This window comes from Hydrogenophaga sp. H7 (assembly GCF_002025745.1).
Taxonomy (GTDB): Bacteria; Pseudomonadota; Gammaproteobacteria; order Burkholderiales; family Burkholderiaceae_C; genus Hydrogenophaga; species Hydrogenophaga pseudoflava.
The window spans coordinates 205,909-218,942 of the sequence record NZ_MCIC01000016.1 but is presented as its reverse complement, the minus strand read 5'-3'; the positions used below and the strand labels follow the sequence as shown (position 1 = coordinate 218,942).

Genomic DNA, 13,034 nt, shown 5'->3' with positions numbered 1-13,034 from the left:
GGCAGTCCCGTGCGCGCTGTTCGCGGCGGGACGCCCGGTCTACACTGCCGGCTGATCACGGGCGCGACAGGCCCGCACCGACCAGGAGACCGCCATGAACGCCCCCACCACCGCCTCCCACCTCGCGCCCGAGCTTTCGCTGCGCGAGGTGCCCCCCGCACTCATCCAGGCCCTGCAGTCGCGCTTTGGCGCCCGCTGCTCCACCGCCCAGGCGGTGCGCGAGCAGCACGGCCGCGACGAGTCGATCTTCGAAGTGCCGCCGCCCTCGGCCGTGGTGTTCGCCGAGTCCACGCAGGACGTGGCCGACGCGGTGAAACTGGCCGCGCAATACAAGGTGCCGGTCATTCCCTTTGGCGTCGGTTCCTCGCTCGAAGGCCACCTGCTGGCCGTGCAGGGCGGCATCAGCATCGACGTCAGCCGCATGGACCAGGTGCTGTCCATCAACGCCGAAGACCTCACCGTCACCGTGCAACCCGGCATCACCCGCATGGGCGTGAACAACGCGGTGAAAAGCGAAGGCCTGTTCTTCCCCATCGACCCGGGCGCGGACGCCTCGATCGGCGGCATGACCGCCACCCGCGCCAGCGGCACGAATGCCGTGCGCTACGGCACCATGCGCGAGAACGTGCTGGCGCTGGAAGTGGTGACCGCGCAGGGCGAGATCATCCGCACCGGCACGCGCGCCAAGAAGTCCTCCGCCGGCTACGACCTCACGCGCCTGATGGTGGGCAGCGAAGGCACGCTGGGCGTGATCACCGAAATCACGCTCAAGCTCTACCCGCTGCCCGAGGCCATCTCCGCCGCGACCTGCTCCTTCCCCACCATTGAGGCCGCGGTGCGCACCGTGATCCAGGTGATCCAGCTGGGCGTGCCGATCGCGCGCTGCGAACTCATCGACGCCAACACCGTGCGCATGGTGAACGCGCACAGCAAGCTGGGCCTGCGCGAAGAACACATGCTGCTGATGGAATTCCACGGCTCGCCCGCGAGCGTGAAGGAGCAGGCCGAGACGGTGCAGGAGATCGCCGGCGAGTTCGGCGGCAACGCCTTCGAATGGGCGACCACGCCCGAGGAGCGCACCCGCCTGTGGACCGCGCGGCACAACGCCTACTTCGCCGCCATCCAGAGCAGGCCCGGCTGCCGCGCCATCAGCACCGACACCTGCGTGCCGATCAGCCGCCTGGCCGACTGCCTGCTCGACTCGGTGGCCGAGGCCGACGCCAGCGGCATCCCCTACTTCCTGGTCGGCCACGTGGGCGACGGCAACTTCCACTTCGGCTACCTGATCGACCCGGCCAAGCCCGAGGAGCACCACACCGCCGAGGCGCTGAACCAGAAACTGGTGGCGCGCGCGCTCGACCTGGAAGGCACCTGCACCGGCGAACACGGCGTGGGCCTGCACAAGATGGACTTCCTGCGCCGCGAGGCCGGCGACGGCGCCATCACCATGATGCGCACGCTCAAGCGCGCGCTGGACCCGGACAACATCCTCAACCCGGGCAAGATCTTCGCGCTCTGAGCCCGGCACCTCCTCCACGCAGGGGAGCCAGCGGTCCGGAGCCCGAGGGTCGGACCGCTGTGCAGCAAGAAAATGGCGCTGTACACTTTTTTCTTCTGTCACACCCCTGCAGGCGGTCCCATGAAACAACTCTGCCTTTCCCTGCTGCTGGTGTCTTCGGCGGCCTTCGCCCAGGACACCATCCGCATCTGCGACGCCAGCGGCTGCTCCGACCGGCCGCGCAACACCGCGACCTTCGAAGCCGAGCTGGCCGCCCAGCCCGACCCGGCCCAGAACCCCAAGCTGCTGGCGCTGGAGGCCATGGCCGCCAAGGACCCCCGCGCGGCCTACGACCTGGGTCTGCGCTTCTTCCGCGGCGATGGCGTGAAGAAGGACAGCTACCTGGCCATCAAGTGGATGCGCGACGCCGGCGAGCGCGGCGACTTCAAGGCCGCCCAGGCCCTGGGCCGCTTCTACCTGTTCGGCCTGGAAGAAATGGGCTCCGATCCCGTTGAAGCCGAGCGCTGGCTGATGATGGCCGCCGACAAGGGCGACAAGGAAGCCAAGAAGCTGCTCACCCAGGCGCGCAAGGCCAAGGAGCAGGCGCAGACAGACTACGAATGGCGTGAAACCGTGCGCAAGAACGGCTGGGTGGCGGGCTGGTACAGCGGCTACGCCTACCGCACCTACTGGCGCGACGGCCGCTGGCACTACTATTGACCCCCCCGGCGGGCCGGCTCATCCAAAGCGGCCAGCCATGTTTTTTGACTGACACCAGGAAGGTATCCATGAAACTGAACACCACCCCCTCCCGCGTTGCGATCGCCCTGGCCCTGGGCCTGACGCTCACCGCCTGCGGCGGCGCGGGCGGCGGCCGCGTGACCACCGGCTCCAGCCCGACCGCCGCCACCGGCGCCGCCGCCGGCGGCACCAGCGTCGGCGCCAACGAATCGCTGGAGCGCTGCGCTTCGCCGCTGGGCACCCTGGCGGTCGACGACGGCCGCGGCAAAGAATGGTGGGGCAGCTTCGGTGCCGCCACCCAGGTCACCACCATCGAGCCGCTGATCCGCCTGGCTGTGGCCCAGTCCAACTGCTTCGTGATCACCTCGATCGGCAACAACAAGACCGAGAGCAAGATCTCCGCCATCACCGACAAGCAGCGCAACTCGGGTGAGTTCCGCGCCGGTTCGCAGCAGCAGAAGGGCCAGCGCGTCGCGGCCGACTACTACCTCGAACCCGCGATCATCATCGACAACGAGTCGACCGGCCAGGTGGTCGGCGCGCTGGGTGGCCTGCTGGGTGGCCGCAACCGCAACCTGGCCGCCATCGCCGGTGGTCTGGAAAGCAAGGCCTCGGTCGTGACGCTGACCATGTTCGACATCCGCTCGGGCGTGCAGATCGCGATCTCCGAAGGCAACGCCACCGCCACCAACTACGGCGCGGCCCTGAGCGCGTTCGGCCCCAGCGCGGCCGGTTCGCTCGGCGGCTTCTCGCGCTCGCCGGCCGGCAAGGCCACGGTGGCCGCGTTCACCGACTCCTACAACCAGATGGTCATCGCCCTGCGCAACTACAAGGCACAGGAAGTCAAGGGCGGTCTGGGCAAGGGCGGCCAGCTGAAGGTGGGGAACTGATCTCCCCTCCTCCGCGCGACGCAACCAGATAGAGGCTCTCCGGTGAGAGCCGACAGGTCCGCCCCAGTCAACGACTGGGGCGTTTCTTTTTCCAGGGGGGAAGGCCCGTCGCAGCCGTGGCCTCTCGGTGCACGACGCTCTACGTCGTCAGCTTCAGCCCCACGATGCCCGCGAGGATGAGGCCCACGCATGCCAGCCTGCCGAAGGTGGCTGGTTCGTTGAAGAGGAGCATTCCCAAAACGACCGTGCCCACGGCCCCGATGCCCGTCCACACCGCATAGGCGGTGCCGACAGGCAGGGTGCGCATCGCAAGGCCGAGCAATGCGACGCTGACAACCATCGCGCCGATCGTTCCTGCCGTTGGCCAGAATCGCGTGAATCCTTCGGTGTACTTCAATCCAATTGCCCAGCCAATTTCAAAAAGGCCGGCAACAACCAGAAAGAACCAGGTCATGGAGCGGCTCCCTGGTACAGGCGTACCAGACTGCGGGTCGTCCCGTGGGAGAGAAACGCCGACGAGGTCGTCCTCGCCAGCGGCGGGCCACAAGGCGTGTGGTCTCGCGGCATGCCTCTGAATCGAGGGTCACGAGTGTAGCCACATGCCCTGAATGCGGCGTTTTCCAGCCCCAGGAGCCTCATGTTCCATGGGTGGTAAGGACGCCACAAAAACGAAACCTGCCGGAGTCAGCGCTCGTTGCGCAGCCTGTCGATCAGACCGTTGAGCTCGTCCAGCGAGCCGAACTGGATCGCCAGTTCGCCCATCTCCTCGACGCGGCCGTGGCGCTTGACGCGCTTCTTGATGCGCACCTCGACCTCGGCGGTCAGCAGGTCGGACAGCTCTTCCTCGACCCGGCGGATGTCGCGCGACTTTTCCTTCTTGGGCTGCTGCGGCACCAGGTTGAACTCGGCGCCGATCTTCTTGACCAGGTTCTCGGCCTCGCGCACCGACAGCTTCTTGGCCGCGATCTGGTTGCCCGCCGTGATCTGCGCCGCCTTCTCCAGCGACAGCAGCGCGCGCGCGTGGCCCATGTCGATGTCGCCCGCCATCAGCATGGTCTGCACCGGCTCGGCCAGCTGCAGCAGGCGCAGCAGGTTGGACGCGGCCGAGCGGGAGCGGCCCACGGCCTGCGCGGCCTGCTCGTGCGTCAGGCCGAACTCCTTGACCAGCCGCTGCAGGCCCTGGGCTTCTTCCAGCGGGTTCAGGTCTTCGCGCTGGATGTTTTCGATCAGCGCCATCGCGGCCGCCGCCTCGTTGGGCACGTCGCGCACCAGCACCGGCACCTCGCTCAGGCCCGCCAGCTTCGAGGCACGGAAACGCCGCTCGCCCGCGATGATTTCGTACTTGCCGGCGTTCGGACCGTCGGCCAGCCGGCGCACCAGGATGGGCTGCATGATGCCCTGCGCCTTGATCGACTCGGCCAGCTCGTAGAGCGCGCCCTCGTCCATGCGCGTGCGCGGCTGGTAGACGCCGGCGACCAGCTGGTCCAGCGCCAGGCGGCTGGGCGTGCCTTCAGCGGCGGGGGCCGCAGCGGGCGCGTCGGCGACCTTGGGTCCGAGCAGGGCTTCGAGTCCGCGGCCGAGGCCCTTGGGTTTTTTGGTGACCATCTCAGTTGTCTTTCTTTTCTGTCAGTTCGCTCAGCAGCTCACGCCCCTCCGGCCAGTCTCCCAACCCGGACTCCGCGTTGATGTGGCCGCACTCGCCGTAGTCGATGAAACGCGAGCCCCAGCTCCCGGCCAGGGACTGCGCCTTGTTGAAGCTGCAATAGGGGTCGTCGCGGCTGCCGACCAGGATGCTGGGGAACGGCAGGCGCTGGCGCACGATGGGCGCCCAGCTGGGCAGCAGGGGACGCAGCTCGTCGCGCTCCGGGTCGCCGGGCGCGACCAGCAGCGCACCTTGCACGCGGTCGCTGCTGCGCGAAACTTCCGCCCAGGCGGCCGTGAGGATGCAGCCCAAGCTGTGCGCGACCAGCAGCACCGGGCCGTCACAACCCAGGACCACGTCCTCCAGCCGGGCGATCCAGTCGCCGCGTCTGGGCGTCATCCAGTCGTGCTGGTCCACGCGGCGGTAGCCGTGCAGGGCCTCCCAGCGGCTCTGCCAGTGTTCGGGGCCGCTGTTCTGCCAACCGGGCAGGATCAGGACATTCTCTTGTTTCATATGGGGTTCAGCGAAAGCCGGCGCTCACATCACATCTTGCGGATGCGCTCGACCATCTCGTTGGCAAAGGTGATGAAGGCCTGGCTGCCGCGGGCCGACGGGTCGAACACCACGCCGGGCAGGCCGTAGCTGGGCGCCTCGGCCAGGCGCACGTTGCGCGGGATCACGGTGTCGAACACCTTGTCGCCGAAGTGGGCCTTGAGCTGGTCGCTCACCTGCTGCTGCAGCGTGATGCGCGGGTCGTACATGACGCGCAGCAGGCCGATGATCTGCAGGTCGGGGTTGAGGTTGGCGTGGACCTGCTTGATGGTGTTGACCAGATCGGTCAGGCCTTCGAGCGCGAAGTACTCGCACTGCATGGGCACGATGACGCCGTGCGCCGAGCACAGGCCGTTGAGCGTGAGCATGGACAGCGACGGCGGGCAGTCGATGAGCACGAAGTCGTAGTCGGCATCCACCGCGGCCAGCGCGGCCTTCAGGCGCTGGTCGCGGCGCTCCAGTTCGACCAGTTCGACCTCGGCACCGGCCAGTTCGCGGTTGGCGCCCAGCACGTGGTAGCCGCATTTTTCGGAATGGATGGCCGCCTCCGCCACCGAGGCCGACTCCAGCAGCACGTCATAGACCGACAGCGCCATGCTGCGCTTGTCCACGCCCGAACCCATGGTGGCGTTGCCCTGCGGATCGAGGTCGACCATCAGCACGCGCTGCCCTACCTTGGCCAGACCAGCCGCGAGGTTGACGGTGGTGGTGGTCTTGCCGACCCCGCCCTTCTGGTTGGCCACGCAAAAGATCTTCGCCATCTGTTCGGACCTCGGTGCTTATTTGGAGATGGCCAGCTTGACGCCGAAACCGATGAGGAAGACGCCGGCGAGCTTGTTCAGCGTCTGGGTGATGCGCGGGTTGGCGCGCATGCGCTCGGCCAGGAAGTGGGTCAGCAGCACAACCGTCAGGCCGTAGAGGAAGGTCAGGACGGCGATAGTCGCGGCCATGGCGCCGAAGGTGATCAGGCCCTGGTGGCGCGCTGGGTCGACGAAGAGCGGGAAGAAGGCCATGTAGAAGACGATGGCCTTGGGGTTGAGCAGGGTGATGGTGACGGCCTGCTGGAAGAACTGGCTGGGGCGGATGTTGAGCACGGGCGCGTCGCCGGGTTTGGCGGTGAGCATCTTCCAGCCCAGCCAGGCGAGGTAGGCGGCGCCGGCCCATTGCACGAAGCTGAAGGCGGCCGGGTAGGCGGCGAGCAGCGCGGCCACGCCCGCAACCGCCATCCACATGAGCACCTGGTCGCCCGCGATGACGCCGAAGGTGGCCGCCATCCCGCCCCGGATACCGCCTTTGCCGGTGGAGGTGATGAGCGCGAGGTTGCCCGGGCCGGGAATGGCGAGGAACAGGACGATGGCGGCGACGAAGGCGCCGTAGTCAGCGATGCCGAACATGTGGGGCTTTCTCTGGGGTGGAGCGGTCGAGTTTACGTGAGGGGTGTTTTCTTTCGGCTGGCTTTGTGGTTTGAGTGCCGCTTGTTTCGCTCAACCGTTGTTCTGAGGGGGCTGCGTCGCGTGGCCGAGCTCTGGTCCAGCTCGCGGTCTGGCGGGTCTGAACGCTTGCGTAGCCTCGTCAACGCCGTGCTGGTTCGCCTCCTCATTGGCAACCGCGAATCGTCCCGCCGCCCATCCACACGCCACAGCCCCTCCAGCGAAACAGGGCGAGCCATCGGTGGTGCGCCCACATCACCTCTCACAGACCGTTGGCGATGTGCGCGGGCGCAGGCCCCATTCGCGGTTGCCCACGCGGCGGCGAACAGGCCCAGGGTTGACGAGAGGGGTTCAGCGGACCCGGATGTTCGCCCGCGAGGTGGGCCGGAGAACGCGCATGTCGCCAATGGCCTGGCGCGAGGTCTCCACGAGGAACAGCACTCAAGCCAAAGCAGCAGGCCGAAGCCAAACGATGCACCGCTCCGCATCCAGACCTGGCACCTTCAACTGTTCCACGTGAAACACCGACACATCCGCAGGCAAGGCTGACAACTCGTCCGCCGGGTGCCTGCCCTTCATCGCCATCCACACCGCCCCCGGCTTCAGCGCCGAACGCGACCAGGTCGTGAAATCCACCAGCGAGGCAAACGCACGCGAGCAGACCACGTCGTAGCCACCACCCTCCTCCGCCTTCAGCGACTCCACCCGCGCATGAATGCCACGCAGGTTCGGCAGCTTGAGCGACGCCGCCACCTGCTGGATGAAGGTTGCCTTCTTGAGCACCGTGTCCACACAGTGCACCTGGATCTGCGGGCAGGTGATGGCGATCACCACGCCCGGCAGCCCACCACCCGACCCCACATCCAGCAACTTCACAGACTCACCGCCCGTCTGCCGCAGCAGCGGCGCGACGGCGGCCAGACTGTCCAGCAGGTGGTGCGTCAGCATCTCCTGCGGGTCGCGCACCGCTGTCAGGTTGTAGACCTTGTTCCACTTGGCGATCAGGTCCTGGTAGGCCAGCAGCTGGTCCACCTGGGCGTCGCTCAGGGTCAGGCCGAGCTCGCGCAATCCGGCTTCGAGCGCCGGTTTCAAAGCAGCCGCGCTCATGCGCCCTGCTCTTCCGTGGTGCGGGCGAAACCCTTGAAGCCGCCTTTTTTCAGGTGGATCATCAGCAGCGAGATGCTGGCCGGCGTGATGCCCGAGATGCGCGAGGCCTGGCCCAGCGTCTCCGGCCGGTGCTTGGCCAGTTTCTGCCGCGCCTCGAACGACAGCGCCGTGACCTGTGCGTAGTCCAGATCCGGGGGCAGCTTCAGGTGTTCGTAGTGCGCGGCACGCTCGACCTCGTCCTTCTGCCGGTCGATGTAGCCCGAGTACTTGGCGGCGATCTCCACCTGCTCCACCACCGCGTCGTGCAGCTCGCCCAGTGTTTCACGTGAAACCACCGGGCGGGCATCGGTGTCGTCCGGCTTGGCCGCTGGCGCCCAGCGGCCTTCGCCCATGCCCATCAGCTCGGCATAGCCCACACCCGGCCGGCGCAGCAGATCGAACAGGTTGTATTCGCGCTCGATGGCCTTGCCCAGCACCCGCTCGGACTCGGCGGCTTCGAGGATGCGCGGATTTACCCAGGTGGATTTCAGGCGCTCTGTTTCACGTGAAACCGCGTCGCGCTTGCGGCTGAACGCGTCCCAGCGGGCATCCTGAACCAGGCCCAACTGTCGCCCGATTTCGGTCAGGCGCATGTCGGCGTTGTCCTCGCGCAGCTGCAGACGGAACTCGGCCCGGCTGGTGAACATGCGGTAGGGCTCGGTCACGCCCTGGGTCACCAGGTCGTCCACCAGCACGCCGAGGTAGGCCTCGTCGCGGCGCGGCAGCCAGGCGTCCTTGCCCTGGCACTGCAGCGCGGCGTTCAGCCCGGCGAACAGGCCCTGGGCCGCGGCCTCTTCGTAGCCGGTGGTGCCGTTGATCTGGCCGGCGAAGAACAGGCCCTGGATCTGCTTGGTCTCGAAGCTGTTCTTGAGCGAGCGCGGATCGAAGTAGTCGTACTCGATGGCGTAGCCCGGGCGCAGGATGTGGGCGTTTTCCAGCCCCGGCATGCTGCGCACCAGCGCGTACTGGATGTCGAACGGCAGGCTGGTGCTGATGCCGTTGGGGTAGACCTCGTGCGTGGTCAGGCCCTCGGGCTCCAGGAAGATCTGGTGGCTGTCCTTGTCGGCGAAGCGGTTGATCTTGTCTTCCACGCTGGGGCAATAGCGTGGGCCCACGCCCTCGATCTTGCCGGTGAACATGGGGCTGCGGTCGAAACCGGAGCGGATGATCTCGTGCGTGCGGGCGTTGGTGTGCGTGATCCAGCAGGGAATCTGGCGCGGGTGCATGGCCGTCGAACCCATGAAGCTGAACACCGGCACCGGCAGATCCGGATTCATGCCGCCGGGCACGCCGTCGCCGGGCTGCTCGGTGCACTTGGACCAGTCGATGGTCCGACCGTCGATGCGCGGCGGTGTGCCGGTTTTCAGGCGGCCCTGCGGCAGGTTCAGCTCCTTGAGCCGCGCGCTCAGCGACACGGCGGGCGGATCGCCCGCCCGGCCGGCCGCGTAGTTGTTCAGGCCGACGTGGATCTTGCCGTCCAGGAAGGTGCCCGCGGTCAGCACCACCGTGCGGCTGCGGAAGCGGATGCCGACCTGCGTCACAGCGCCGACCACACGATCGCCCTCCACCATCAGGTCGTCCACCGCCTGCTGGAACAGCCAGAGGTTGGGCTGGTTCTCCAGCATGCGGCGGATGGCCGCCTTGTAAAGAATGCGGTCGGCCTGGGCACGGGTGGCGCGCACGGCCGGACCCTTGCTGCTGTTGAGGATGCGGAACTGGATGCCGCCCTCGTCCGTGGCCAGCGCCATCGCCCCGCCCAGCGCGTCCACCTCCTTGACCAGGTGGCCCTTGCCGATGCCGCCGATGCTGGGGTTGCAGCTCATCTGGCCCAGCGTCTCGATGTTGTGGCTGAGCAGCAGCGTGGCGCAGCCCATGCGCGCGGCCGCGAGCGCGGCCTCGGTGCCGGCATGGCCACCGCCAACGACGATCACATCGAATTCCTGGGGGTACAACATATATATAGAGCGCGTAAGGGAGCGGCCCAGTCCGGCCGATGGTTCCTGGCGATGTTTCACGTGAAACACGCTTCGGCGGCCTGCCCTGGCCGCTCGGAAACCCGGTATTGTCCCATCAAGCCTTTTTCCGCGCAGCCATGCCCACACCCCACGATCTCCCCGGCCTCGGCCCCAAGTCGATGGACATGCTCGCCGCCGCCGGCATCCATGGCCGCGCCGACCTGGAGGCGCTGGGCTCGGTGCGCGCCTACCTGCGGGTCAAGGCCGCCGGACAGAACGCCAGCCTCAACCTGCTCTGGGCGATGGAGGGTGCGCTGACCGGGCAGGACTGGCGCAAGGTTGCACGGGCGGAGCGCACCCGCCTGCTGCTCGAACTGGACGCCGCACAGGAAGCGATGCGGCCATGAACCACGCCCTCCTGGACCACCTCACGCACACGCTGGGCGCCCTACCCCCTTCCGCCGCCAACTTGTGCCGGGACGCACAGCCCCTGAACCTGTCCAGGGGCCAGGACCTGCTGCACGAAGGCGGGCACTGGCAACACCTCTGGTGGCTGGAGCGCGGGGCCTTGCGCCTGTATTACCTCGACCGCGACGGCCAGGCCGCCAACAAGAACTTCTATCTGGACGGTGCCCTGGTCTGGCCGATCACCCCGGCGCTGCGCGAACAGCCGGTGCACTTCTGGGTCGAGGCGCTGGAACCGGCCCGGGTCTGGCCGCTGCCCTGGGCCGCCTGGGCCCGCAGCACCGAGGCCTTCGCCCCCTGGCGGGCACTGGAGCACCGCGTACTCGCCTCCCTTCTGCAGGACAAGATGGCGCGCGAACACGCCTTCCTCCAACTCAGCGCCACCGAACGCTACCTGGCCCTGCGGGCCGAACACCCGGACTGGCTCGCCCGCATCCCATTGCGCCAGCTCGCCTCCTGGCTGGGCATCACCGATGTGGCGCTGTCGCGCATCCGGCGGCGGCTGAACCCGGGTTAAGGCGGCACCGCGCCGACAGGCTCACAGTGGTGGCTCCCCCCAAGGAGCACACCATGCCGCCGTCCCTGAACCCCCTCTCCCCGGCCCGTCTCTGGCCACGGCGGCTGCTCATTGCCGCGGTCCTGCTGAGCGTGGGCACCATCGCCGCGCTGGGACTTGCGCACTGGCGCACCGAAGAGCAGATCCAGCAACACCACCTGCGCGTGCTGGCCGCCGCACAGATCGCCACGCCAACGGGCGAGGCACGGTCGGCCCCCTGGCCCGAGGCACTGGGCGACCTCCCGGCACCGGTGCAACGCTATCTCCGGTTCGCCTTTCCCGGTGGACCGGTGCCTGGACACGCCGTGCAACTCACCATGGAGGGACAGTTCCGCCGCCCCGGCCAGGAGAGCTTCCACCCGACCAGCGCCCACCAGACCGCCGGCGTCCGGGTACCGGCCCTGATGTTCGACGCCCGCACGCCGATGGCCCCCGGCGTCTGGGCCCGCGCCTGGGACGCTTACGTCGACGGCCGCATGGAAATGAAGGCCCGCATCCTCTCGGCGCTCACCGTGGTCGATGAAACCGGCTCGCCCCAGCTCGACCGCATCTCCCTGCGCCGCTGGTTGCTCGAAAGCCCGACCTACCCGCAGGCCCTGCTGCCCGGCGGGGCGATCCGCTGGGAGCCCGTGGACACAGACAGTGCGCGGGCCGTGATCAGCCACCGGGGCCAGACCGTGGGCATGCGCGTGCGCTTTGGCCCAGACGGCGGCATCGCCTCGATGGCCGCAGAGGAGGACGGCGACCTCGGCACGCCCTATCACGGCTCGGGCGAACACGTCCGCCGCAGCGACTACCAGCTCATCGGCGAGGTTCGCATCCCCACCCGCTTCGTCATCTCGCGCGCCGCCCGGGGCCAGATTCTCCCGTTCTGGGACGGCCGGATCACCCAATGGCAGCTGCTCTCCCAGCCCTGACCCGCCGCCCACCATGCACCCAACCGCCCACCCGAGGCCATCGCCGCCGACCGCCCTTTCGCTCGTCGCCCAGCTGCTGGCCGTGCTGCTGCTGGGCCTGATGGCCGGCTTCTTCGCCACCTACAGCGCCAACGTCAACCTCGCCACGCTCGAACTCGACGGCCCGACCTATGCACAGGTGCAGTCGGCGTTCAACCGGAACGTGCGGCACGCCGGGTTCTTCGTCTGCTTCTTCGGTCCGGTGCCGCTGGGTCTGCTGTCGCTCGCCCTGGCCTGGTCCGAACGGCCCACCGCCTGGTGGCGGCTGCTGGCGCTGACCGTGCTGTCCTACGCACTGGGCATCGTGCTGTTCACACGGGAGGTCAACCTGCCCCTCAACCACCTCACCGAATCGTGGACCGCGGCCACCCTGCCGACCGACTGGGCCGACGTGCGCGGCGCCTGGAACCGGGCCAACCTGTGGCGCAGCGGCCTGAGCCTGGCGCTGTTCGTGGGCGGCCTGTTCACCTTGGTGCTGCGCCTGCAGCCTCCTTCCCTCCCCGAGAAGCCACGCCCATGAACGACTCCATGCTCCTGTTTTCGACTCTTGCCCTCGTCACGGTGGCCACACCCGGCCCCACCACCCTGCTGGCGCTGAACCACGGCGCGCGCCACGGGGTGGGGGCGGCCCTGCCCGGTTTGGGCGGTGCGGTGCTGTCGGACGCGGTGCTCATCGCCGCCGTGGCCGCCGGACTGGGCAGCCTGCTCGCCACCTCCGCCGCCGCCTTTGAGCTGCTGCGCTGGACCGGCGTGGCCTACCTGGCCTGGCTGGGCTGGCGCCTGCTGCGGTCGCCCGACACCCCCATGGCCTCGGGCCAGGCGCATGCCACGGCGGCGCCACCGGCGCACCGCGAACGCCCCGCCGCCGTGTTCCGCCGCAGCTTCACCGTCGCCGTGACCAACCCCAAGGGCTACCTGTTCTTTTCAGCCCTGCTGCCGTCCTTCATCGACCCCGGCGCCCCGCAATTGCCGCAGTACGCCCTGCTGGCCGCCGTGTTCGCAGGCATCGATGGCGCGGTGCTGCTGGCCTTTGCACTGGCGGGTGCGGGCGGAGCGCGGCGCTTCGGCAGTCCGCGCGCCTTGCGCCACCTCGACCGCGCCAGCGGACTGGCGCTGCTGGTGCTGGCGGGCGGCATGGCGCTGTGGCGGCGGGGCGCACCCTAACCCCCACGCAAAAATCCTGCGCCGGCTGGCTGACACAAT

15 protein-coding genes are annotated in these 13,034 nt (G+C 68.3%); 8 read left to right on the top strand and 7 right to left on the bottom strand.

Annotated features, from left to right (window positions below):
- Positions 1–94: 94 nt before the first annotated feature.
- The 3 genes from BC358_RS14585 to BC358_RS22135 all read left to right on the top strand — a co-directional run bounded on the left by BC358_RS14585 (position 95) and on the right by BC358_RS22135 (position 3,129).
- A complete protein-coding gene (locus BC358_RS14585; RefSeq protein ID WP_079366392.1) occupies positions 95–1,519 on the top strand; it encodes an FAD-binding oxidoreductase in 1,425 nt (474 codons plus the stop codon).
- A gap of 120 nt (positions 1,520–1,639) precedes the next feature.
- Positions 1,640–2,218 (top strand): tetratricopeptide repeat protein, encoded by a 579-nt coding sequence (locus BC358_RS14580; RefSeq protein WP_066152566.1) that lies wholly within the window; start codon positions 1,640–1,642, stop codon positions 2,216–2,218.
- Positions 2,219–2,286: 68 nt separating this feature from the next.
- Positions 2,287–3,129 carry a hypothetical protein gene (locus tag BC358_RS22135; protein ID WP_066152209.1) on the top strand — a complete coding sequence of 281 codons (843 nt, stop codon included), beginning with the start codon at positions 2,287–2,289 and terminating at the stop codon, positions 3,127–3,129.
- A gap of 139 nt (positions 3,130–3,268) precedes the next feature.
- On the opposite strand, the gene sugE is transcribed toward BC358_RS22135, so the two are convergent.
- The 7 genes from sugE to mnmG form a co-directional block, all read right to left on the bottom strand.
- Positions 3,269–3,583: a quaternary ammonium compound efflux SMR transporter SugE gene (sugE, locus tag BC358_RS14570; RefSeq protein WP_066152204.1), complete on the bottom strand. Its 315-nt coding sequence runs from the start codon at positions 3,581–3,583 to the stop codon at positions 3,269–3,271.
- Positions 3,584–3,813: 230 nt separating this feature from the next.
- On the bottom strand, positions 3,814–4,734 hold the full coding sequence (locus BC358_RS14565) for a ParB/RepB/Spo0J family partition protein (RefSeq protein WP_079366391.1): 921 nt from the start codon (positions 4,732–4,734) through the stop codon (positions 3,814–3,816).
- Position 4,735: 1 nt separating this feature from the next.
- Positions 4,736–5,284: an alpha/beta hydrolase gene (locus BC358_RS14560; RefSeq protein ID WP_079366390.1), complete on the bottom strand. Its 549-nt coding sequence runs from the start codon at positions 5,282–5,284 to the stop codon at positions 4,736–4,738.
- A 29-nt stretch (positions 5,285–5,313) separates the two neighbouring features.
- Complete coding sequence (locus BC358_RS14555) at positions 5,314–6,084, bottom strand: ParA family protein (RefSeq protein WP_079366389.1); 771 nt, start codon at positions 6,082–6,084, stop codon at positions 5,314–5,316.
- An 18-nt stretch (positions 6,085–6,102) separates the two neighbouring features.
- Positions 6,103–6,717 carry a LysE family transporter gene (locus tag BC358_RS14550; RefSeq protein ID WP_079366388.1) on the bottom strand — a complete coding sequence of 205 codons (615 nt, stop codon included), beginning with the start codon at positions 6,715–6,717 and terminating at the stop codon, positions 6,103–6,105.
- A gap of 477 nt (positions 6,718–7,194) precedes the next feature.
- On the bottom strand, positions 7,195–7,860 hold the full coding sequence (gene rsmG / locus BC358_RS14545; protein WP_079366387.1) for a 16S rRNA (guanine(527)-N(7))-methyltransferase RsmG: 666 nt from the start codon (positions 7,858–7,860) through the stop codon (positions 7,195–7,197).
- Complete coding sequence (gene mnmG, locus BC358_RS14540) at positions 7,857–9,854, bottom strand: tRNA uridine-5-carboxymethylaminomethyl(34) synthesis enzyme MnmG (protein ID WP_079366386.1); 1,998 nt, start codon at positions 9,852–9,854, stop codon at positions 7,857–7,859. The genes rsmG and mnmG overlap by 4 nt, the downstream gene beginning before the upstream one ends.
- Before the next feature lie 137 nt (positions 9,855–9,991).
- On the opposite strand from mnmG, the gene BC358_RS14535 reads away from it, so the two are divergent.
- Genes BC358_RS14535 through BC358_RS14515 form a run of 5 tightly spaced genes read left to right on the top strand, consistent with a single transcriptional unit; the run spans position 9,992 to position 12,995 of the window.
- Positions 9,992–10,261, top strand: coding sequence for a TfoX/Sxy family protein (locus BC358_RS14535; RefSeq protein WP_066152564.1), 270 nt, complete (start codon positions 9,992–9,994; stop codon positions 10,259–10,261).
- Positions 10,258–10,836, top strand: a complete 579-nt coding sequence (locus BC358_RS14530) for a Crp/Fnr family transcriptional regulator (RefSeq protein WP_133155448.1) — start codon at positions 10,258–10,260, stop codon at positions 10,834–10,836. The genes BC358_RS14535 and BC358_RS14530 overlap by 4 nt, the downstream gene beginning before the upstream one ends.
- 53 nt (positions 10,837–10,889) lie before the next feature.
- On the top strand, positions 10,890–11,792 hold the full coding sequence (locus BC358_RS14525) for a DUF6544 family protein (RefSeq protein WP_079366385.1): 903 nt from the start codon (positions 10,890–10,892) through the stop codon (positions 11,790–11,792).
- Positions 11,793–11,805: 13 nt separating this feature from the next.
- Entirely contained in the window at positions 11,806–12,351 is a 546-nt protein-coding gene (locus tag BC358_RS14520; protein ID WP_066152175.1) for a DUF1772 domain-containing protein, read from the top strand.
- The gene (locus BC358_RS14515; protein ID WP_066152173.1) at positions 12,348–12,995 is read left to right on the top strand and encodes a LysE family translocator; all 648 of its coding nucleotides are present in this window, start codon (positions 12,348–12,350) and stop codon (positions 12,993–12,995) included. The genes BC358_RS14520 and BC358_RS14515 overlap by 4 nt, the downstream gene beginning before the upstream one ends.
- Positions 12,996–13,034 lie beyond the last annotated feature (39 nt).